At 59.2% G+C, this 20368-nt stretch carries 23 protein-coding genes; 5 read left to right on the top strand and 18 right to left on the bottom strand.

The genetic code is table 11. The annotated features are described in order from the left end of the window. Positions 1-7 precede the first annotated feature (7 nt). From tolA to AB4O36_RS02870, 12 genes are all read right to left on the bottom strand, one after another. Positions 8-1087 carry a cell envelope integrity protein TolA gene (tolA, locus tag AB4O36_RS02925; protein ID WP_460121542.1) on the bottom strand — a complete coding sequence of 360 codons (1080 nt, stop codon included), beginning with the start codon at positions 1085-1087 and terminating at the stop codon, positions 8-10. Further along, positions 1087-1539: a protein TolR gene (tolR, locus tag AB4O36_RS02920; protein WP_192306394.1), complete on the bottom strand. Its 453-nt coding sequence runs from the start codon at positions 1537-1539 to the stop codon at positions 1087-1089. Before tolR ends, tolA begins: the two co-directional genes overlap by 1 nt. A gap of 23 nt (positions 1540-1562) precedes the next feature. Beyond that, a complete protein-coding gene (gene tolQ, locus AB4O36_RS02915; protein ID WP_460121540.1) occupies positions 1563-2258 on the bottom strand; it encodes a protein TolQ in 696 nt (231 codons plus the stop codon). Then, on the bottom strand, positions 2248-2715 hold the full coding sequence (ybgC, locus tag AB4O36_RS02910; RefSeq protein WP_460121538.1) for a tol-pal system-associated acyl-CoA thioesterase: 468 nt from the start codon (positions 2713-2715) through the stop codon (positions 2248-2250). The genes tolQ and ybgC overlap by 11 nt, the downstream gene beginning before the upstream one ends. A 127-nt stretch (positions 2716-2842) precedes the next feature. Then, positions 2843-3904 carry a Holliday junction branch migration DNA helicase RuvB gene (ruvB, locus tag AB4O36_RS02905; RefSeq protein WP_460141021.1) on the bottom strand — a complete coding sequence of 354 codons (1062 nt, stop codon included), beginning with the start codon at positions 3902-3904 and terminating at the stop codon, positions 2843-2845. Beyond that, positions 3905-4519 carry a Holliday junction branch migration protein RuvA gene (gene ruvA / locus AB4O36_RS02900; protein ID WP_192305559.1) on the bottom strand — a complete coding sequence of 205 codons (615 nt, stop codon included), beginning with the start codon at positions 4517-4519 and terminating at the stop codon, positions 3905-3907. Between the two features lie 114 nt (positions 4520-4633). Then, positions 4634-5158: a crossover junction endodeoxyribonuclease RuvC gene (gene ruvC / locus AB4O36_RS02895; RefSeq protein ID WP_192305557.1), complete on the bottom strand. Its 525-nt coding sequence runs from the start codon at positions 5156-5158 to the stop codon at positions 4634-4636. Positions 5159-5317: 159 nt separating this feature from the next. Further along, positions 5318-6064: a YebC/PmpR family DNA-binding transcriptional regulator gene (locus AB4O36_RS02890; RefSeq protein WP_460141020.1), complete on the bottom strand. Its 747-nt coding sequence runs from the start codon at positions 6062-6064 to the stop codon at positions 5318-5320. Between the two features lie 123 nt (positions 6065-6187). Next, positions 6188-7963: an aspartate--tRNA ligase gene (gene aspS, locus AB4O36_RS02885; protein ID WP_460121532.1), complete on the bottom strand. Its 1776-nt coding sequence runs from the start codon at positions 7961-7963 to the stop codon at positions 6188-6190. Positions 7964-8055: 92 nt separating this feature from the next. Beyond that, complete coding sequence (locus tag AB4O36_RS02880) at positions 8056-8277, bottom strand: FmdB family zinc ribbon protein (RefSeq protein WP_460121530.1); 222 nt, start codon at positions 8275-8277, stop codon at positions 8056-8058. 136 nt (positions 8278-8413) lie between these two features. Then, positions 8414-8752, bottom strand: a complete 339-nt coding sequence (locus AB4O36_RS02875; RefSeq protein ID WP_192305551.1) for a ribbon-helix-helix domain-containing protein — start codon at positions 8750-8752, stop codon at positions 8414-8416. 257 nt (positions 8753-9009) lie between these two features. After that, on the bottom strand, positions 9010-9477 hold the full coding sequence (locus AB4O36_RS02870; protein ID WP_460121528.1) for a Dps family protein: 468 nt from the start codon (positions 9475-9477) through the stop codon (positions 9010-9012). A 305-nt stretch (positions 9478-9782) separates the two neighbouring features. Between AB4O36_RS02870 and AB4O36_RS02865 the strand changes: the two genes are divergently transcribed. Next, the gene (locus AB4O36_RS02865) at positions 9783-10385 is read left to right on the top strand and encodes a cold-shock protein (protein ID WP_460141019.1); all 603 of its coding nucleotides are present in this window, start codon (positions 9783-9785) and stop codon (positions 10383-10385) included. A 73-nt stretch (positions 10386-10458) separates the two neighbouring features. On the opposite strand, the gene AB4O36_RS02860 is transcribed toward AB4O36_RS02865, so the two are convergent. After that, positions 10459-10665, bottom strand: coding sequence for a SlyX family protein (locus AB4O36_RS02860; RefSeq protein WP_460121524.1), 207 nt, complete (start codon positions 10663-10665; stop codon positions 10459-10461). Positions 10666-10668: 3 nt separating this feature from the next. Beyond that, positions 10669-11094, bottom strand: coding sequence for an HIT domain-containing protein (locus AB4O36_RS02855; RefSeq protein ID WP_460121522.1), 426 nt, complete (start codon positions 11092-11094; stop codon positions 10669-10671). Between the two features lie 912 nt (positions 11095-12006). On the opposite strand from AB4O36_RS02855, the gene AB4O36_RS02850 reads away from it, so the two are divergent. Continuing rightward, on the top strand, positions 12007-13347 hold the full coding sequence (locus AB4O36_RS02850; protein ID WP_460121520.1) for an OprD family porin: 1341 nt from the start codon (positions 12007-12009) through the stop codon (positions 13345-13347). Positions 13348-13424: 77 nt separating this feature from the next. Here AB4O36_RS02850 and AB4O36_RS02845 read toward each other — a convergent pair whose 3' ends face one another. Next, positions 13425-14267 (bottom strand): mechanosensitive ion channel family protein, encoded by an 843-nt coding sequence (locus tag AB4O36_RS02845; RefSeq protein ID WP_460121518.1) that lies wholly within the window; start codon positions 14265-14267, stop codon positions 13425-13427. A gap of 117 nt (positions 14268-14384) precedes the next feature. Beyond that, positions 14385-14870, bottom strand: a complete 486-nt coding sequence (locus AB4O36_RS02840) for a YajQ family cyclic di-GMP-binding protein (protein WP_368554943.1) — start codon at positions 14868-14870, stop codon at positions 14385-14387. A 140-nt stretch (positions 14871-15010) separates the two neighbouring features. Between AB4O36_RS02840 and AB4O36_RS02835 the strand changes: the two genes are divergently transcribed. The 3 genes from AB4O36_RS02835 to AB4O36_RS02825 are packed head-to-tail and all read left to right on the top strand — an operon-like array spanning position 15011 to position 18584. Further along, on the top strand, positions 15011-15928 hold the full coding sequence (locus AB4O36_RS02835) for a putative 2-dehydropantoate 2-reductase (protein WP_460141018.1): 918 nt from the start codon (positions 15011-15013) through the stop codon (positions 15926-15928). Positions 15929-15974: 46 nt separating this feature from the next. After that, positions 15975-18011, top strand: coding sequence for a sensor histidine kinase (locus AB4O36_RS02830; RefSeq protein WP_460121514.1), 2037 nt, complete (start codon positions 15975-15977; stop codon positions 18009-18011). A 3-nt stretch (positions 18012-18014) separates the two neighbouring features. After that, complete coding sequence (locus AB4O36_RS02825) at positions 18015-18584, top strand: cob(I)yrinic acid a,c-diamide adenosyltransferase (RefSeq protein ID WP_460141017.1); 570 nt, start codon at positions 18015-18017, stop codon at positions 18582-18584. Between the two features lie 102 nt (positions 18585-18686). Here the strand turns inward: AB4O36_RS02825 and AB4O36_RS02820 are convergent, their stop codons facing one another. Together AB4O36_RS02820 and AB4O36_RS02815 are read right to left on the bottom strand one after the other, a co-directional pair. Further along, positions 18687-19637 carry a Nudix family hydrolase gene (locus AB4O36_RS02820; protein WP_460141016.1) on the bottom strand — a complete coding sequence of 317 codons (951 nt, stop codon included), beginning with the start codon at positions 19635-19637 and terminating at the stop codon, positions 18687-18689. Beyond that, positions 19634-20266 (bottom strand): glutathione S-transferase family protein, encoded by a 633-nt coding sequence (locus AB4O36_RS02815; RefSeq protein WP_460121508.1) that lies wholly within the window; start codon positions 20264-20266, stop codon positions 19634-19636. Before AB4O36_RS02815 ends, AB4O36_RS02820 begins: the two co-directional genes overlap by 4 nt. Between the last annotated feature and the right edge of the window lie 102 nt (positions 20267-20368).

The following is a 20368-nucleotide window of genomic DNA, read 5'->3' as shown; positions in this document are numbered from 1 at the left end:
AGGTTTCTCACAAGGCTAGATCCTCAGGTGTAAATGTCATCTTGAAGGAACGATACGGAGCGAAATCGCTCGGCTTCATTCCCTGCATTTCTGTCAAACGTCCAATATTCTTCACCGCTGCCACAGCCGATGCGTCAAACGGACCGTCACCACTGGATTTGGCCACGCTGACCGAGGTCACCGTACCGTCCGGCAACATGCCGATCTGCAACACCACCGTCATGCCCTTGCGTGCTGAAGGTGGGCGAGCCCAGCCCTCCGCTGCACGAGCGCGAATCAGGTCATCGAAGCTGCCGGCGACTTCGTCACCCTGCTCGTCCGCCAGGGCCTGCTGACGCTGCGGCGTGTCGGAAAGCAAATCAGCCAGGGCCTGAGCCTTTTTATCCTCGGCGGATTTACGTGCCGCGTCCTGCGATTTCTTCTTCGCAGCATCGGCAGCAGCTTTCTTCTTCGCTTCGTCGGCGACTTTTTTCTTCGCCTCTTCAGCTTCAGCTTTTTTCTTGGCGTCTTCAGCGGCTTTCTTTTTCGCGTCTTCGACGATCTTTTTCTTCGCTTCTTCAGCGGCCGCTTTCTTGGCCTCTTCTTCAGCAGCCTTCTTGGCTTCTTCTTCGGCTTTCTTCTTGGCTATATCAGCCAATTGTTTCTCTTCTGCCTTCTTGGCTTCGGCGGTCTTCTTCGCTTCATCGGCTTTCTTGGCTTCATCAGCCTTTTTCGCCTCTTCGGCTTTCTTCGACTCGTCGGCCTTCTTGGCTTCCTCGGCCTTTTGAGCCGCTTCTTCTTTCTTTTGTTCCGCAGCCTTTATCGCTTCCTGCTCGACCTTCTTCTGTTCCATCTGCTCGACTTCGGTCTGGCGCGCAGCCGACTTCTTCGCTTCACCCGCAATCTTCTGATTGGTCTGGGTGGTGGCCTGACTTTTCGATTTCAGCTGGTACAGGGTGGCCTGGACAATGGGCTTGGCCGGCGGCAACTCAGGCGTAAAGGCGAAACTGACGAACAGCATGCCGAACACCAGCACGTGCAAGCAGATCGCCCAGACACTGGGCCAGAAGTAGCTTTCCGAGGCTGTTGGCTCTCGCTGTTGCTGCATCAGGGCGCCTCGGTAATCAGACCAACGTTACCGACCCCGGCTTTCTGCAACCCACCCATGGCCCCCATGACGGCACCGTAATCGACGGTCTTGTCGCCACGAATGAATACCTGGGTGTGCTTGCCGCCCTCGTTGCCGGCACGAATGATCTTGGTCACCGCATCCGTCATCTGCGGCAGGGTCATGGCGCGATCCTGCTGCTTTTCGGTGTCGACTTCGCTGCCAAGGTTCCAGTAGTAGGTCTTGTCAGCCTTGATCGAAATGGTCAGGACCTGAGTGTTGTTGTCCTGCGGCAAGGCTTCGCTGGAAACCTTGGGCAGATCAACTTTCACGCCCTGATTGAGCATTGGCGCGGTCACCATGAAGATGACCAGCAGTACCAGCATCACGTCGATGTAAGGCACCACGTTCATCTCGGCAACCGGCTTGCGCTTATTGCGGGCTCGAGCGATTAAAGCCATTGGAAATTACCTGCTTAGTCTTCGCTGGTGTGCACTTTGCGGTGCAGGATCGCCTGGAATTCATCGGCGAAGGTGTAGTAGCGGCCAATCAGCGTTTCACTGCGAGCGGCGAAACGGTTGTAGGCGATAACGGCCGGGATGGCGGCGAACAGACCGATCGCGGTGGCGATCAGGGCCTCGGCAATACCCGGGGCTACGGTGGCCAGGGTTGCTTGCTGGGCAGTGGCCAAGCCACGGAAGGAGTTCATGATCCCCCACACCGTACCGAACAGACCGATGTAAGGGCTGACCGAACCGACGGTGGCCAGGAACGGGAGGCTCTGCTCGAGCTTTTCTTCTTCACGGGAGATTGCAACGCGCATGGCACGGGCCACACCTTCCATCACGGCTTCAGGGTCAACGCCGGGCTGCTGGCGCAGACGGGAGAACTCCTTGAAACCGGCACGGAAAATCTGCTCGACGCCCGAATCCGGGTCAGGGTTACTGCCCGCCTGGCGGTAGAGTTTGGACAGGTCGATACCCGACCAGAAGCGCTCCTCGAAGCCCTCCAGCGCACGTCGACCGGCGCGCAGCAGGTTGCTGCGCTGAAAAATCATGATCCATGAGGTCACCGATGCGGCTACCAGGGTCAGCATTACCAGTTGCACCACGATACTGGCATTGCTGACCAGGCTCCACATGGAGGAATGGTCGACGACGTTAGCTTCCACGCTTTATCTCCTGCGTTGAGTGTGTACCCGCGCCGCTCACGTCGGCAAAGGCCGCACGTAGAGTTTCGGGAATGGCCCGGGGTTTCAAACTGTTGGTGCGCACACAGGCCACCAGGAACTGCCCTTCGCAGAGCAGCACATCATCCGTTGCCCGCCTGACCTGCTGCTTGAAACGCAGGCTGGCACGGTTCAATTCGATTACTTCAGCGCTTACCAGCAGTTCGTCGTCCAGTCGCGCCGGCGCGTGGTAGCGCGCTTCGCTGGAATGCACGACGAACAACAGGTCCTCCCCTGCCAGCTGGGATTGGGCAAAGCCCAGTTCCCGCAGCCGCTCGGTTCGAGCCCGTTCCATAAACTTGAGGTAATTGACGTAATACACGATGCCGCCGGCATCGGTGTCCTCGTAATAAACGCGACAACGATGTGCGAACGGCCCAAGCCCGTTTTGCGCGCGCATACTCTAGTGCTTACTCCTCGGGTTGCCAATTGGCTTGGCAACTGTTTTTCATGGTTCTGCGGCTTTGCCTGAGAAAGTACGGTCCTAGGACAGCACAATGCCCGAAAAATCAGCACGCAAACGTTAATTAATCATCAGCGTCGTCAAGAAACTCGTCTACTACGGGCTTCTCTCCCAATCGTGACGGAATGTTTAAGCCAAAATGCAGGTAGGCATGCCGAGTCACGACCCGTCCCCTCGGGGTGCGCATGATGTAACCCTGTTGAATCAGGTAGGGCTCCAGCACGTCTTCGATGGTGTGGCGCTCTTCACTGATCGCTGCCGCCAGGCTGTCGACCCCAACCGGTCCGCCATCGAATTTCTCGATCATGGTCAGGAGCAGACGACGGTCCTGGTGATCGAAGCCACGCTCGTCAACATCCAGCAGGTTCAGCGCAAGGTCGGCAATCGGCTTGGTAATGTGCCCCTTGCCGCGTACCTCGGCAAAATCGCGCACCCGGCGCAGCAAGCGGTTGGCGATCCGCGGCGTACCACGGGCTCGACGGGCAATTTCAAAAGCGCCATCCGGATCCAGCGGCAAGCCGAGGATGTTCGCCGAACGGCCGACGATGGTCGCAAGGTCCGCGGCGCTGTAGAACTCCAGGCGCTGAACGATACCGAAGCGGTCACGCAGCGGGTTGGTCAGCATGCCGGCGCGTGTCGTTGCTCCCACCAGCGTGAACGGCGGCAGATCGAGCTTGATCGAGCGGGCGGCCGGGCCTTCACCGATCATGATATCGAGCTGGAAATCTTCCATGGCCGGGTACAACACTTCCTCGACGATCGGCGACAACCGATGGATCTCATCGATGAACAGCACGTCGTGAGGTTCGAGGTTGGTCAACAACGCAGCGAGATCACCTGGACGCTCCAGGACCGGTCCCGAGGTGCTCTTGATCGACACGCCCATTTCCTGGGCGATGATGTTGGCCAGGGTCGTCTTGCCCAGCCCGGGCGGGCCGAAGATCAGCGTATGGTCCAGGGATTCGCTGCGCCCGCGCGCGGCCTGGATGAACAACTCCATTTGCTCGCGAACCGTCGGCTGGCCAATGTACTCCGCCAGGCTGACGGGACGAATCGCCCGGTCCTGGACCTCCTCGCGCTCGCGTGGACCAGGTGTGGCGGTTATCAGTCGATCAGCTTCAATCACTTAGATCATTCCCTTCAGGGCGCGACGAATCATGTCTTCACTGCTCAAGCCTTTCTCCTTGATCGCGGAAACGGCCTTGCTGGCTTCCTGCGGCTTGTAGCCCAGGGAAATCAGCGCGCTCACCGCGTCGGTTTCGGCGCTGGCGACCGGCGCAACGTCCGGCCCGCCCGGCTGGTTGGGAACCAGGGCAAACATCGCCGGCACGGTTTCCCAGGCCTTGAAGCGGTCCTTGAGTTCCACCAGCAGTCGCTCGGCGGTCTTCTTGCCCACCCCTGGCACCTTGGTCAGCGCCGACGTGTCCTGGGATTGCACGCAACGTACCAGCTCATCGACTTCCAGGCTCGACATCAGGGCGAGCGCCAGTTTGGGACCGACACCATTAAGACGGATCAACTCCCGAAAAAAGTCTCGCTCGCGCTTGCTGGCGAACCCATAGAGTAACTGTGCATCTTCACGCACGACCAGATGAGTGTGCAGCGTCAGGGGCTCACCGACCGACGGCAGGCGATACAGCGTGGTCATGGGGACTTCCAGCTCATAGCCCAGACCGTTTACATCCAGAATCAGGTGCGGCGGCTGTTTCTCAGCCAGGGTGCCGCGCAAGCGTCCAATCACGTTACAGATCCTTGAGCGTTGGCCAGGGTGGTTCTGGCGACCGATGGAGTGAGGGCTTCGCGCCGACGACACAGGCGTAAAACCCTCATTCCAGAAAATGGACTGCTGATGCTATCAGAGACGCAGGCGTCCGCCACGACTGCGTGCCGCACCCAGACCATGGGGCAACAGACTGGATCGGGTGTGGGCATGGCAAATGGCAATGGCCAGGGCGTCCGAGGCATCGATTTGCGGTTTACTGGTCAACTTCAACATGTGCATGACCATCATCTGCACCTGCTCCTTGTTGGCCGCACCCGTGCCCACCACCGCCTGCTTGACCTGGGTCGCGGAGTACTCGGCGATTTCCAGGCTTTCTTCAGCCCCCGCCACGATGGCCGCCCCTCGGGCCTGCCCCAGCTTCAGTGCGGAATCGGCGTTGCGCGCCATGAACACCTTTTCGATGCCCATGGTCACCGGGTGGTAGGTCTGGATGATCTCCCGCACGCCGCGATAGACGATCTGCAGGCGCTCATGCAGCTCACCCGCTCCGGTGCGGATGCAGCCCGAGGCCACGTATTCGCAGCCACGCCCGGTGTCGCGGACTACGCCGTAGCCGGTGATGCGCGAGCCGGGGTCGATGCCTAGTATTAGAGTCATAACGCCTTTGAAGTCAGTGAATCAACAATACCCAAGTACAACACAAAACAAATGTGGGAGCGGGCTTGCTCGCGAAGGCGGTGGGTCAGTCTGATCATCGACAACTGACACACCGCAATCGCGAGCAAGCCCGCTCCCACAGGGGACTGGCGGGCAACCTTAACTGAGCTGCGCAGCCACGTCTTCCGGGATGTCCGCGTTGGAGTAGACGTTCTGCACATCATCGAGGTCTTCAAGCATGTCGATCAGCTTGAGGACTTTCTCGGCGCCCTCCAGGTCCAGCTCGGCACTGGTGGTCGGCAGCATGACGATTTCCGCGTCGTCACCCTTGAAACCGGCGGCTTCCAGGGCGTTACGCACGGCATAGAAACCGGCGAACGAAGTGAACACATCGATGGAACCGTCTTCGTTGGTCACCACGTCATCAGCATCGGCGTCCATCGCCGCTTCCATCAGTGCGTCTTCGTCGACACCGGCGGCGAAGGAAATCTGCCCCTTGCGCTCGAACAGGTAGGCCACGGAACCATCGGTGCCGAGGTTGCCACCGCATTTGCTGAAGGCATGGCGCACGGCCGCTGCAGTACGGTTGCGGTTGTCGGTCATGCACTCGACCATCACTGCCACACCACCGGGGCCGTAACCTTCGTAGGTCAGTTCGACCATGTCGTCGGTATCAGCCGCACCGGCACCGCGAGCAACGGCGCGATCGATGATGTCGCGACTCATGTTCGCCCCCAGCGCCTTGTCCAGGGCCAGGCGCAGACGCGGGTTGGACCCCGGATCACCACCACCCTGGCGGGCAGCGACGGTCAGTTCACGAATCCACTTGGTGAAAATCTTGCCCTTCTTGGCATCCTGACGTTCTTTGCGGTGCTTGATGTTCGCCCACTTGGAATGACCCGCCATAACTCGCTCCGAATTCTCTTTGAATCATTGCCCGCCACACCCTGGGGCGCCGGCCGGCAAATAAAAATTTCGATCTATCCATAAACAAAGGGCGCATCCGAAGATGCGCCCTTGCGGCCAGTCTTACTCGGCCTTTGGCGTTTCGCGCAGACGAATGTGCAATTCGCGCAACGCCTTGGCATCCACCACACCCGGCGCCTGCGTCATCACGTCGGCAGCACTCTGGGTTTTCGGGAAGGCGATCACTTCACGGATCGACTGGGCGCCAGTCATCAGCATGACCAGACGGTCCAGACCGAAAGCCAGGCCACCGTGCGGTGGTGCGCCGTATTTCAGGGCATCGAGCAGGAAGCCGAACTTCTCTTCCTGTTCCGCTTCGTTGATGCCCAGCAGACGGAACACCGCCTGTTGCATTTCCTTGCGGTGGATACGGATCGAACCGCCACCCAGCTCGGTGCCGTTCAGGACCATGTCGTAGGCACGCGACAGTGCGGTGGCCGGGTTGGCTTCCAGCTCTGCCGGGCTGCACTTGGGTGCAGTGAACGGGTGGTGCAAGGCGCTGAAGCTGCCGTCGTCGTTCTCTTCGAACATCGGGAAGTCGACGACCCACATCGGCGCCCACTCGCAGGTCAGCAGGTTCAGGTCGTGACCCAGCTTGATGCGCAGCGCGCCCAGGGCTTCGCTGACGATCTTGAACTTGTCTGCGCCGAAGAACACGATGTCGCCGTCAACCGCGCCAACGCGATCGAGGATCACATTGAGGTTAGCCTCAGGGATGTTCTTGACGATCGGCGATTGCAGACCTTCGACGCCCTTGGCGCGCTCGTTGACCTTGATGTACGCCAAGCCCTTGGCACCGTAGATGCCGACGAACTTGGTGTAGTCGTCGATCTGCTTGCGCGGCATGCTCGCAGCGCCTGGTACGCGCAGCGCGGTCACGCGGCATTTAGGGTCGTTGGCCGGGCCGCTGAACACCTTGAACTCAACTTCCTTGAGCTGATCGGCCACGTCCACCAGCTCCAGCGGGTTACGCAGGTCCGGCTTGTCCGAGCCGTAGCGACGCATGGCCTCTTCGAAGGTCATGTGCGGGAACTCGCCGAATTCCAGATCCAGGACTTCCTTGAACAGGTTGCGGATCATGCCTTCGGTCAGGCCCATGATGTCTTTTTCGTCGAGGAAGCTGGTCTCGATGTCGATCTGAGTGAACTCAGGCTGACGGTCGGCACGCAGGTCTTCGTCGCGGAAGCACTTGGCGATCTGGTAGTAACGGTCGAAGCCGGCCACCATCAGCAGTTGCTTGAACAGTTGCGGCGATTGCGGCAGGGCGAAGAACGAACCAGCGTGGGTGCGGCTCGGCACCAGGTAGTCGCGTGCGCCTTCCGGGGTGGCGCGGGTCAGGATCGGCGTCTCGACGTCGAGGAAGCCGTTTTCGTCCAGATAGCGACGGATGCTGGTGGTCATGCGCGAACGCAGACGCAGCTTCTCGGCCATTTCCGGGCGACGCAGGTCGAGGAAGCGATAGCGCAGGCGGGTTTCTTCACCCACATCGGAGAACTCGTTGAGCGGGAACGGTGGGGTTTCCGCTTCGTTGAGCACTTCCAGCTCGTAACCCAGCACTTCGATCATGCCCGACGCCATGTTGGCGTTGGTGGCACCGGCCGGACGCAGACGCACCTTGCCGGTGACCTTGACCACGTATTCGCTGCGCACACGGTCGGCAACGGCGAAGGTCTCGGCGCGATCCGGGTCGAAAACCACCTGGGCCAGACCGTCACGATCACGGATATCGAGGAAAATCACCCCACCGTGGTCACGGCGACGGTGAACCCAGCCGCAAAGGGTAATTTCCTGGCCGTCCAGGCTTTCGTTCAGTTGGCCGCAATAATGGCTGCGCATCATGGTCGTGGTTTCACTTCTCGTAATTCGAAATTCGGTTGCAGGCCTTGCGCACTGCAAGGGCTCGCGCGTGTCGTTCAATCGGGTTGCAGACCTTAGTCGGCTTTATCGCCACCGGCCAGATTCTTCTTGGCACCGGTCTTGAAATCGGTTTCGTACCAACCGGCACCGCTGAGGCGGAAACCCGGCATGGACAGCATCTTCTTGAGCTCTGGCGCCTGACAGGCAGGGCAGTCGACCAGCGGTGCTGCGCTGATCTTTTGAATGGCTTCCAACTGATGACCACAGGAAGCACATTGGTAGTCGTACATCGGCATGGGGTTGTCTCGGCGATCAGAATGCTACCGCACACGCTGGGTTTTGCGGCAAAGAGCGGGATTATATCCATTAAATGCGGCCTGTGCAGCCGTAAGACTGCACAGACCGACACTCGATGCATTTCGCCGTCAAGACCTACGCCAGGACGCCGCCGCGCTCTTCATTGCGACTGTGCACGACGCAGACGACCCGCACCAATCCGCTGAAATTCTTCACGCCGCCGTGCCGCAAGTGCACCTCGCGATCGACATGGGACAAGAGGGCGCTGACCGAACAACAGTTGATCTTTGCCATCTCCCCCAGAATGTCCCAGTAAACCTGCTCAAGCCGCAAACAGGTGGCAAAGCCATTCAAACGAACCGAACGGGACAATGGCTGGGCCAACCCCATATCGAATTCACTGACAAAGGGGTCGATCCTTACATCCTTTAATGGACCCAACCTCCCCTCGTTCAATCTACCGTCATAAACCATACCGCTGACACTCCTTTGCCATTCCTGGTTTCTATCAAAGCCATGTTGCAAGGCTTATAAAAACGCAGGCGCAAAGTTATATCCAGATGACTTTATGACCATCAACGTAGGATAAGCCAACAACGCGAGGCGGACGATGGAGACGGTCCTAGTCTGACTGCTTTCCTACAGTGCAGAGCGCGAAATCCCTCGACCCCGGCGCAAAAAGCACAGTGCGCAAGCCCCTTGATCCAGGTCAATCGCGCACTGCAGCCCTGTCAACTCAGCAGCGCGCGCAACATCCATGCAGTTTTCTCGTGAACCTGCATGCGCTGGGTCAGCAGGTCGGCCGTCGGTTCGTCGCTGACCTTGTCCAGCAGGGGGAAAATCCCCCGCGCCGTACGTGTGACCGCTTCCTGCCCCTCGACCAATTGCTTGATCATGTCCTCGGCACTGGGTACACCCGGTTCCTCCTTGATCGAAGAAAGGCGCGCATAAATGGAATAGGCGCCCGGAGCCGGGAAACCCAGCGCACGAATGCGTTCGGCAATCGAGTCCACCGCCAGGGCCAACTCGTTATATTGCTCCTCGAACATCAGGTGCAGGGTCCGAAACATCGGGCCGGTGACATTCCAGTGGAAATTATGGGTTTTCAAATAAAGGACGTAAGTGTCCGACAACAGGCGCGAAAGTCCGTCGACGATGGACTTGCGATCCTCTTCACTGATACCGATATCGATTGCCATGCTATTCCCCTAACGGTGATGAATTCATCCAACAGGTGAACGACCACTCTAGCAAGCCTGCTACGCAATCGCAGCCCGGATTGCTGTGACGCCTGTGACAAATCGACTCGAAACACCGCTGGACACCCTGATTTGAGTAGCTGTGAGCTTTGCTGTTAAATAGACGATGTGTTGTCAACGCCTTCTTTTCCGGGCGCTGCGCATAGGCTGATGCCCGGTGCGTGTCCAACGCCTCTCATTGTTCCGAAGCGAACCGTGCCCTATCAGCTCTTCCTTGTGATCCGCCTGAACGTGAGTTAATCAAAATGTTGAAAATCGTCCACCTCCTAATGGGCGCAGCGGCCTTGCTGCTGTCCTTCATTCCAAGCCTGCGATCCGAAGCCGTTCCTTACCTGCAACAACCCGATGCGTTGTACCTGGCCTTTTTCGGCCTGCTCAACCTCATCCTGGCTCCAGTGATTCCCAACTGGAACAAAGGCCCACGCCACCAACTGCAGAACCTGGTCAGTGCCCTCCTGGTACTGGCTGTCGTCCTGCAAACCCTGACACTGTTCGCGCCAATGCCGGTCATCGCCGGTCAACCGGCCGTTCTGTTCAGCCTGGTGGCTGCCCTGATTGCCGTCGTACTGCACCTGGCCGTCAGCTTCCATAAATCTTCACCCGCTACCGCCGCGCCAAGCTACGACATGAGCAACCGCGATACCGGCACCGTCAAGTGGTTCAACACCTCCAAGGGTTTCGGTTTTATTTCCCGCGACTCCGGCGATGACATCTTCGTGCATTTCCGCGCCATTCGAGGCGAAGGCCATCGCGTCCTGGTCGAAGGCCAGCGTGTGGAGTTCTCCGTGATGAATCGTGACAAGGGCCTGCAAGCCGAAGACGTTATCGCTGCACTGCCGCGACGCTGATTCACGGCCAAAAAAAACCGCGAACAGCTTGGCTGTTCGCGGTTTTTTTGTGCCTGTCTTCCAGCCCTTGGGGTCAGTAATGCGGCGGCGGTGCGTCTTCTTCGAAGACACTGAACTGGCCAGCCATTTCTTCCTGTCGCTTGAGCAAGGCAGCCATTTGCAGTTGCAGTCGCTCCACTGCGCGCTGCTGCGCGGTCAACACATCATTCAGGGCCTGGATAGTGTCGTCCTGAAAGGCCAACTGGGTCTCCAGGTCGGTAACGCGCTCTTCAAGGTTCATGGTTCAACCCTCCAGAAACGTGAAGTCTTCGGTCAGGATCAGGCGCAGCCGCTCGCGGATCGTCGCCACCTGCTCTGCCGAATACGGCTTGGCCGGATGTTTGCCCCACACCGGAGCAGGCCAGGCTGCGTCCCCATGCTTTCGCACGATGACATGCATGTGCAATTGGCTGACAACGTTACCCAAGGCCGCGACATTCAACTTGTCGGCATCGAACGAATCCTTGAGCAATTCAGCCAGCGTGGTCGTTTCCTGCCACAGCTGCTGCTGATCGACGACATCGAGCTGAAATATCTCGCTGATATCCTCGCGACGCGGCACCAGGATGAACCAGGGGTAGTTCGAATCATTGGACAACAGCAAGCGGCTGAGCGGGAAATCGCCAATCGGCAGGGTGTCTTGTTGAAGTCGTGGATCTAAAGCGAACACTGTGCGCACTCCCGGATGTTCATCATTTTCAGCTTAGCGCCCGCCCCCGATAGGCGCAGCGCCAAGCGACAGGACGGCAGCATACCTGCGAACGTCGCTGGCTTCACGACGAAGCGCATCCCCGCCCCGGCCTGGTCGACGAATCAAGAAGCGAGCGCCCCGGCATGAAACATTTCCCTCACATTCGCACCATTACAGAACCGCGGGCCAAATGGGAAAAGCCGAGATGCCTGGTAAACCGGGGCTTGTGCACTTTTCAGCACAGATCTCACTGTATGAATTCAGTACAGCAAATAAAAATTTTTGCACCAAAACCGCACATCGTGTCTACGCTCAATGCGTCGGGCATCCGCCAATTACTCACTGATGGGGTGAACCGGTAACGTTTTTCGTTGTCGAGCCGCCAAACCGCAAGTCGCAACACGATGCCAGGCAAAGCGTCAAGCCCCTTCAAAAGGTGCGTGTAACCCCCGGTTTTATGAGGTTTTTAAGAAATCAGGCAGGCGTTCAGAAAAAAAAACAGCGAAACCGCAATTTGTGCACGCTTGTTGCATTCACACCCACATCGCCTTCGGAGCCGCCACGGGAAGTGGATCGTCTGAAGGCAATAAAAACAGTGGCAGGGTTGCCCGATGGAGATTCAAGTGCTTCACCAAGGACTCTTTTAACCGATGCTCAAGCTCTGGAAAACAGCGCTGAAGTTGCCATTCCTATTGCATTGGGGCTGTAAATTTGCGACATCTACCCAGCCATTTGCGACAGGGTCGTAAAGAAGCTGAAAGGTTGGATGCGCAAGTATCGCCAATAGGGTCGGCGTGATATAAGTTTGCGCCGACACAAAAAGAAAGAGCCGCCCAGATAAAAAAACAGGTGGGACGGCAGTACTCTTCAAAACCAAAGGAGCAAATCACGATGCGCGTGATGAAGTGGAGCATGATCGCACTGGCAGTTGCAGCAGCCGCCAGTACTCAAGTGGCAACAGCGGCACCGTTCGTAAGTGACCAGGCAGAAGCCAAAGGTTTTGTTGAAGATGCAAAAGCAGACATCCTGCTGCGCAACTACTACTTCAACCGTAACAACAAAGACGGCGGCAACGACCAGAAAGACTGGACCCAAGGTTTCTGGGGTAACTTCAGCTCCGGTTACACCCAAGGTACTGTAGGCGTCGGCGTTGATGCGTTCGGTTACCTGGCCATCAAACTGGACGGTGGCGACGGTACCGGCGGTACCGGCAACATGCCAGTTGGCGCCAACGGCGTTCAGGACAGCCAAGGCAAGGCCGGTGGCGCTGTTAAATTCCGCGTATCGAAAACCGAGCTGAAAGTCGGCGACATGCAGCCAAGCACTGCTCCAGTGTTCGCTGTCGGCGGTTCCCGTATCCTTCCTCAAACTGCCAGCGGTTTCCAACTGCAGAGCAGTGAAGTCAAAGACCTTGACCTCGAAGCCGGTCACTTCTACTCGTCGACCAGCCAGGACCGCAACTCGCGCGATGGCGGCCTGTGGGCCAACTACGCTGGCGTTGAAGCCAACACCGTCGACTACTTCGGCGGCAAATACGGCATCACCGACGCGCTGAGCGTTTCCCTGTACGGCGCCAAGCTGGAAGACATCTGGAACCAGTACTACGCCAACGCCAACTACACCATCCCGATGGGTGGTGATCAGTCGTTGAACCTGGACGGTAACATCTACCGCACCACTGATACCGGCGACAAAGAAGCTGGCGACATCAGCAACACCACGTTCTCCCTGGCTGCTGCTTTCTCGTTCCTGAAAGCACACACCCTCACCGTGGCCTTCCAGAAGGTCAACGGCGACACGCCGTTCGACTACGTCGGTGTGGGTAAAAACAACCGTGGTGGCGACTCGATCTTCCTCGCCAACTCCATCCAATACTCTGACTTCAACGGTCCTAACGAGAAATCTGCCCAGATCCGCTACGACCTGAAAATGGCTGAGTACGGCGTTCCTGGTCTGAGCTTCATGACCCGCTACGTAAAAGGCTGGGACATCGACGGTACCGGTCTGGCTGACAACAGCGTTTACCGTAAATCCAACGGTGACCCACTGTACGGCGCTGACGGCAAACACAACGAAACCAACTTCGAAGCCAAGTACGTTGTACAGACTGGCCCGGCTAAAGATCTCTCCTTCCGCATTCGTCAAGCATGGCACCAAGCTAACGCTGACCAAGGCGAAGGCGACATCAAAGAGTTCCGTCTGATCGTCGACTACCCGCTGTCGCTGTTGTAATCGCATCCAGTTAGTTTGCGATAACAAATAAAAAGGCCCATCTTCGGATGGGCCTTTTTTTGTTACAAGCTTGTTACTTACTGCACGGCAGATTCCTGCACCACGCGAATCACTCGCTGTGGAAAGGGAATATCAATGCCCGCCGCTTTCAGGCGATCGCGGGATTGTTCATTAAACATGAACATCACATCCCAATAATCCGCTGTTTTTACCCAAACCCGCAAAGAAACGGTAATGGAACTGTCACCCAAGGTAGAAATGACAGCCTGTGGTGCCGGCTCAGCCAGGATGCGCTCATCCTTGGCAAGGTCCAGTAACACCTGGCGGGCCTTCTGCAAGTCAGCTTCATAATCCACACCCACATCGAACACCACCTTGCGGGTAGGCTGACGGTTGGTGTTGGTGATGATGCCGTTGGAGAGATTGCCGTTGGGAACGATGATGGTCTTGTTGTCACCAGTGCGCAGCACCGTGTGGAAGATCTGAATGCTGTCGACCGTACCCGCCACACCCTGGGCTTCGATCCAGTCACCAATGCGAAACGGGCGGAACAGCAAAATCAATACCCCACCCGCGAAGTTCGCCAGGCTGCCTTGCAACGCCAGACCAATGGCCAGACCGGCAGCACCGATCGCAGCAACAAAGGACGTGGTTTCCACACCGATCATCGAGGCCACGCTGACGATCAGCAGCACCTTGAGGATGATGTTCGCCAGACTGCTGATGAAACCTTGCAGCGCCAGGTCGGCATTGCGCAAGGCCAGCAGGCCGCCGAGCTTGTGCGTGACCTTATTGATCAGCCACCAGCCGATGGCCAGGGTGATGACGGCCAGTAACACACGACTGCCGTACTCCATGATCATCGGGATCCAGGCTTGGGACGCCTTGACCAGGTTGTCCACTTCAGCGTTCAAGTCCATCTAGGTTCTCCTGATTGGCGGCCATACGGCACACAAAAAAATCAGGGGCAAAAATGCCCCTTGGGTTTACACACGACTTTCCCTGTAGGAGCGAGCTTGCTCCTACACATAAAGGCATCAATCGCGGAAGTTGTTGAACTGCAGCGGCATGTCGAACGTCGCGGCGCGCAGGGCCGCGATGGCTTCCTGCAAATCGTCACGTTTCTTGCCGGTCACGCGCACCTGCTCGCCCTGGATGGCGGCCTGCACCTTGAGCTTGGCGTCCTTGATGTGGGCGACGATCTTCTTCGCCAGCTCCTTGTCGATGCCTTCCTTGAGCACGGCTTCCTGCTTCATCAGCTTGCCCGAGGCGTAGGCATCCTTGACTTCCAGGCACTGCACGTCGATTTTGCGCTTGACCAGTGCCAGCTTGAGGATCTCAATCATCGCTTCAAGCTGGAAATCGGCTTCAGCGGTCAGGTTGACGGTCAGGTCCTTTTCCTTGAACTCGAAGCTGCCTTTGCCCTTCAGGTCATAGCGACGATCGAGTTCCTTGACGGCGTTCTCGACGGCGTTGGTGACTTCGTGTTTGTCCAGTTCGGATACCACGTCGAACGACGGCATGTAATTTCTCCAATAAAGGGCGCACTCGATAACGAAGGAGCGCGCATGGCTTGCGGTTAAAATCCGCGCTGATTATAACGGGTCTTTCCGATCATTCACTGTGGGCCCGCGATGCTGGCCTCAAACAGAGCGAAAAGCTGATGTCTACACCCTGGCATGTTCTGGGCGCCGGCAGCCTTGGCACCTTGTGGGCCACGCGCCTGGCGCGGGCCGGTAAAACGGTCAGGTTGATCGTGCGCGATGAAGCCAGGCTCACGGCCTATCAGGCGGCGGGCGGCTTGACGCTGGTGGAACATGGACAAGCGCAAACCTTCAACATTCCCGGTGAAACCACAAAAAGCGCAGCGCCAATCCACCGCTTGCTGGTGGCCTGCAAGGCCTACGATGCTGAGCAGGCGGTGGCCCAACTCGCGTCGCGACTGGCCCCCGACGCCGAGTTGATCCTGCTGCAAAACGGCCTCGGCAGTCAGGACGCGGTGGCCGCGCGGGTGCCTCAGGCGCGCTGCATCAGTGCATCAAGCACCGAGGGCGCCTTCCGCGATGGGGACTGGCGCGTGGTGTTTGCCGGCCATGGCTACACCTGGCTGGGTGACGCGGGGCATCCAGTGGCGCCGATCTGGCTGGAGGATCTGGTTGACGCCGGCATCCCCCACGCCTGGAGCGCCGACATCCTGACCCGGCTGTGGCGCAAGCTGGCGCTCAACTGTGCGATCAACCCGCTGACGGTCCTGCATGATTGCCGCAACGGCGGCTTGCAGGATCACCGTTGCGAAGTTGCCACCCTCTGCGGCGAACTGACCGAATTGCTGCAACGTTGCGGCCAGCCGGCCGCCGCCGAGGATTTGCAGCAGGAGGTCGAACGGGTCATCCACGCCACTGCCGCCAATTTTTCCTCGATGTACCAGGACGTCGCGTATCAGCGCCGCACTGAAATCAGCTACCTGCTGGGCTATGCCTGCAAGGTGGCTGCACGGCATCAACTGAACCTGCCACACCTCAACCAGTTGCAGCAGCGGCTGATTGCCCATCTGCACAGCCTCGGATTGCCCAGCGACTGAGCAGCGGCTACGCTGGCCACTTGTTCCTTGTGTAGCGATCACACTGATGCCATTGCGCCAGCGCCTTGAAAACCTTCCGGTCGGCCAGAAACTGCTGGCCGCCCTGCTGGTGTTGTTGACCACCGTCCTGCTGGTCGCCAACCTGACCTTCATCAGTGCCGCGTACTACATTTCCCAGGAGAGCATGGCACCCCAGGCCTTGCAGACCATCGGCCGGCTGGTGTCCAACCCGAGCCTGGTCTCCGAAGCCCTGCAATCGCCGCAAAGCGCCGAACGCCTGCTCAACGAACTCAACAGTTACTCACCGTTGCGTGCCGCCGCCTTGTACGACGGCAAGGGCGAACGCCTGGCCCAATTGCAGCATGGCGACAAACTGAAGTTGCCCGAGCGGTATCGCCACATCGAAGCCTGGCAAGCCACCGAGTTTCGCAGCAACCAACTGATCACCCTGCCCCGCCCCGGCACCGCACCCGGTCATTTGCTGCTGGTGGCCAGCAGCGAATTGCCGGTGGCTTTCTACACCGGGACCCTGACCGCCAGCCTCGGCATTCTGATCTTCAGCGTGCTGTTGTGGCTGATGATCGCCCGGCAGATCAAGCGCCTGATCACCCGGCCGATCCATCAGCTCGAAGAGTTGTCGCGCCAGGTGACCCGCGAAGAGAACTACTCCTTGCGCGCCTCGCGCGGCAACCATGACGAAATCGGCAGCCTCGCCGAGGCGTTCAACACCATGCTCTCGCGTATCGAAGCGCGGGAGCAGCAGCTGAAACGCGCGCGGGACGACTCCCAGGCCGCCTATGACCAGGCCCAGGGGCTGGCCGAGGAAACCCGCCACACCAACCGCAAGCTGGAACTGGAAGTCCAGGTGCGCAGCAAGATCGAGAAGAAACTCACCGGTTTCCAGAACTACCTCAACAGCATCATCGACTCCATGCCCTCGGCGCTGATTGCTCTCGACGAACAGCTCTACGTGACCCAGTGGAACCAGGAAGCCAGTGCGCTCTCCGGCACCCGCCTGGACGAGGCGCTGAACCAGCCCATTTTCCTTGCCTTCGAACCGCTCAAGCCGTTCCTGCCGCAGATCAAACAGACCGTCGAGCAACACACGGTGGCGAAGATCGAACGCGTGACCTGGTTCAAGGACGAGGAACCCAAGCATTACGCCCTGACTTTTTACCCGCTGATGGGCGGCGCCGGACGTGGTGTGGTGATCCGTATCGACGACATCACCCAGCGCCTGTCGCTGGAAGAAATGATGGTGCAATCGGAAAAAATGCTGTCGGTCGGTGGCCTCGCCGCCGGCATGGCCCACGAAATCAACAACCCGCTGGGGGCGATCCTGCATAACGTGCAGAACATTCGCCGGCGCCTGTCTACCGAACTGCCAAAGAACCTCGAGCAGGCCGAGCAGGTCGGTATTGAGCTCGACACCGTCAACCAGTACTTGCAAGCCCGGGAAGTACCGCAATTGCTCGACGGTATCCAACAAGCGGGGGCACGGGCCGCGAAGATCGTCACCCACATGCTCAGCTTCAGCCGTCGCAGCACCCGGCAGATGGCGCCGTGCGACCTGCCGGCGCTGATCGACCAGGCCGTGGAAATTGCCGGCAACGACTTCGACCTGGCGATCGGTTTCGATTTCAAGGGCCAGGCGATCATCCGTCAGTTCGACCCCGCACTGGGCCCGGTTCCAGGCACCGCCAACGAACTCGAGCAGGTGCTGCTGAATCTATTGAAGAACGCCGCCCAAGCCATTCACCAGCGCGAGGATGATCGCGAGCCAGGGCGAATCATCCTGCGCACCCGGCTTAACCCGCCCTGGGCGGAAATACAGGTCGAGGACAACGGCATCGGCATGAGCGAGAACGTGCGCAAACGCACCTTCGAGCCGTTTTTCACCACCAAGGAGATCGGCCAGGGCACCGGCCTGGGCCTCTCGGTCTCGTATTTCATCATCACCAATAACCACAAGGGCCAGATGGAAGTGCAGTCGACTTTGGGCCAAGGCACCTGCTTTACCTTGCGCCTGCCGCTGACCAGCACGCCGCCTGCCTCTCAAGAACTCAATCAGCTATCGAGGTAACCCATGGGTTTTCGCTTGTCGAAGATTTACACCCGCACTGGCGACAAAGGCGAAACCGGACTGGGCGACGGTCGGCGCGTCCCCAAGGACCACCCGCGCATCGAGGCGATTGGCGAGGTGGACAGCTTGAACAGCCAGTTGGGCGTGTTGCTGGCCGGGCTGGCGACTGAGCCGGCTTTGAACGAGGTGATCGAAGTGCTGGCGCCCTGTCAGCATCGCTTGTTCGACCTCGGGGGCGAACTGGCAATGCCGGAGTATCAGGCACTGAACATGGCGGAAATCGATCGCCTGGAATCGGCAATCGATCTGTGGAATGAAGAACTGGGGCCGCTGGAGAATTTCATTTTGCCGGGTGGTTCGGCGTTGATCGCCCAGGCGCACGTATGCCGCAGCCTGGCGCGCACTGCTGAACGGCGCTGCCAGCAGTTGAATGCGCTGGAGCCGTTGGCTGGGGTGGGGCTGGCCTACATCAATCGGTTGTCGGATTTGCTGTTTGTGGTGGCGCGGGTGATTGCGCGGCGGCAGGGGGTGGCGGAGATTTTGTGGGAGGCGGCGGTCAAGCCTGAGGTTTAAGTGGCGTCTGTGAGGACGCCTTCGGGAGCAAGCCCGCTCCCACAGTGACCGTGTCGAACACGAAACCTGCAGGAGCGAGCTTGCTCGCGATGAGGCCAGCAGCTACACCACGGAATCAGGCCAAAATGCCCGAATCCCCGCCACACCCTGCGCCCCTGCTTCCCAGGCCTTCTGCAGCTCAGCCGGCCCGACGCCACCGAGCAGAAACACCGGCTTGCTGAAACCTGCGATCAAGCTCGACGCCTGTTTCCAGCCCAGCGGTTGGGCATCCGGATGGGTCAAGGTCGGCTGCACGGGCGACAGGGTCACGAAGTCCACGCCCATCTGTTCAGCCAACGCCAGTTCTTCGGCATTGTGGCAGGACGCCGCCAGCCAGCGCGAGGCCGGCAGCGGGCGCCCAGCCGCTGCATATTTGCGCAACTGGGCGGCGGTGATATGCCAACCGGCCGAGGGGAAATCCCCCAGCCACTCGAAAGGCCCCTTGAGCATCAACTGAGCCTTCCCGGCGCACAGCCCCGCCGCGTCGACTGCCAGATCGCGGTACTTGGGGTCGTAGCCGCTGGGTGCCCGTAGCTGGATCAGCTTGATGCCGCCGGCAATGGCTTTTTGCATGCCACGCAGCAGCGCCGGGGCCTCAAGGTCTTCAGGGGTGATCAGGTACTGTGAAGGCAACCGCGCAGCGGCCACGATCGGTTGATTGGCCGCCGGAAACTCGTAGCTCGAAAGATCACGGGGTGCCACCCATTGCAGCGGCTGGCCTTCGGCGCCGTGGGGCTCGCCGGTGAAGTCCGAGACTTCCCAGACATCCAGCAGCACGTGCTTGTCCGGGTAGTCGTGATGGATCTTGATCAACGGACGGGCCGTGACCACCACAATTCCCAACTCCTCGTGAAGCTCGCGTGCCAGGGCGCGCTCAACGGACTCCTCCGCCTCGACCTTGCCACCGGGAAATTCCCACAGGCCACCCTGGTGCTGGGTGTCTGCACGGCGGGCAATCAGAATCTTGCCGCTTGGGTCACGAATGACCGCTGCGGCGACATGAACTCGCTTCACTGCCCAATCTCCTCCAGACCTGCCCGTTGCCACGCCTTGAAAGCCGGCCATTGGTAGATCGTTTCAACATAGGCCTCATCCGCCGCCGGCAACTTCACCTGATACGTGCGCAGGCGCACGGCAATCGGGGCGAAAAACGCATCGGCGAGGGTCGCACCACCAAACAGAAACGGACCGACTTCGGTCGCTGCGGCGCGACATTCGGCCCAAAGCGCCAGCATGCGTTCGACATCGGCCTGTACATCAACCGGGACCGGCGACAGCGGTGCATCGCGGCTCAGGTCGAAGGGCATATTGGCACGCATCGCGAAGAAACCGGCGTGCATCTGCGCACAGGCCGAACGGGCCTGGGCGCGCGCGGCGATGTCCTTGGGCCAGAGCGCGGCATCGGGGAACTGCTCGGCCAGGTACTCGGCAATCGCCAGGGAGTCGGCGATGGTGCCGTGTTCGGTTTTCAGCAGAGGGACCTTGCCGGTTGGCGAGTGTTTGAGGATGCGTTCGCGGGTGTCCGGCTGGTTCAGCTTGATCAGCTCTTCGGTGTACGGGGCACCGGCCAGCTCGAGGGCCAGGGCGCCGCGCAGGGACCAGGAGGAATACAGTTTGTCGCCGATGATCAGGTGCAGGCTCATGGTCGGGACCTTTTGATGGGGTAAGCAGGCCAGTTACTCATTGACTGGCAAGCCGCCATCGCGAGCAAGCTCGCTCCTACAGGGCCAACGCAGATCTCTGTA

This window comes from Pseudomonas sp. S2_E01 (genome assembly GCF_054668365.1).
The sequence above is the reverse complement of the archived record's forward strand: the minus strand, read 5'-3'. Positions and strand labels throughout refer to the sequence as shown.

Excerpts from the sequence above, each read along its gene's own strand:
- tolA (WP_460121542.1), bottom strand. The coding sequence starts at position 1,087 with ATGCAGCAACAGCGAGAGCCAACAGCCTCGGAAAGCTACTTCTGGCCC.
- ybgC (WP_460121538.1), bottom strand. The coding sequence starts at position 2,715 with ATGCGCGCGCAAAACGGGCTTGGGCCGTTCGCACATCGTTGTCGCGTT.
- ruvC (WP_192305557.1), bottom strand. The coding sequence starts at position 5,158 with ATGACTCTAATACTAGGCATCGACCCCGGCTCGCGCATCACCGGCTAC.
- AB4O36_RS02890 (WP_460141020.1), bottom strand. The coding sequence starts at position 6,064 with ATGGCGGGTCATTCCAAGTGGGCGAACATCAAGCACCGCAAAGAACGT.
- aspS (WP_460121532.1), bottom strand. The coding sequence starts at position 7,963 with ATGATGCGCAGCCATTATTGCGGCCAACTGAACGAAAGCCTGGACGGC.
- AB4O36_RS02880 (WP_460121530.1), bottom strand. The coding sequence starts at position 8,277 with ATGCCGATGTACGACTACCAATGTGCTTCCTGTGGTCATCAGTTGGAA.
- AB4O36_RS02875 (WP_192305551.1), bottom strand. The coding sequence starts at position 8,752 with ATGGTTTATGACGGTAGATTGAACGAGGGGAGGTTGGGTCCATTAAAG.
- AB4O36_RS02870 (WP_460121528.1), bottom strand. The coding sequence starts at position 9,477 with ATGGCAATCGATATCGGTATCAGTGAAGAGGATCGCAAGTCCATCGTC.
- AB4O36_RS02865 (WP_460141019.1), top strand. The coding sequence starts at position 9,783 with ATGTTGAAAATCGTCCACCTCCTAATGGGCGCAGCGGCCTTGCTGCTG.
- AB4O36_RS02860 (WP_460121524.1), bottom strand. The coding sequence starts at position 10,665 with ATGAACCTTGAAGAGCGCGTTACCGACCTGGAGACCCAGTTGGCCTTT.
- AB4O36_RS02850 (WP_460121520.1), top strand. The coding sequence starts at position 12,007 with ATGCGCGTGATGAAGTGGAGCATGATCGCACTGGCAGTTGCAGCAGCC.
- AB4O36_RS02845 (WP_460121518.1), bottom strand. The coding sequence starts at position 14,267 with ATGGACTTGAACGCTGAAGTGGACAACCTGGTCAAGGCGTCCCAAGCC.
- AB4O36_RS02840 (WP_368554943.1), bottom strand. The coding sequence starts at position 14,870 with ATGCCGTCGTTCGACGTGGTATCCGAACTGGACAAACACGAAGTCACC.
- AB4O36_RS02835 (WP_460141018.1), top strand. The coding sequence starts at position 15,011 with ATGTCTACACCCTGGCATGTTCTGGGCGCCGGCAGCCTTGGCACCTTG.
- AB4O36_RS02830 (WP_460121514.1), top strand. The coding sequence starts at position 15,975 with ATGCCATTGCGCCAGCGCCTTGAAAACCTTCCGGTCGGCCAGAAACTG.
- AB4O36_RS02825 (WP_460141017.1), top strand. The coding sequence starts at position 18,015 with ATGGGTTTTCGCTTGTCGAAGATTTACACCCGCACTGGCGACAAAGGC.
- AB4O36_RS02815 (WP_460121508.1), bottom strand. The coding sequence starts at position 20,266 with ATGAGCCTGCACCTGATCATCGGCGACAAACTGTATTCCTCCTGGTCC.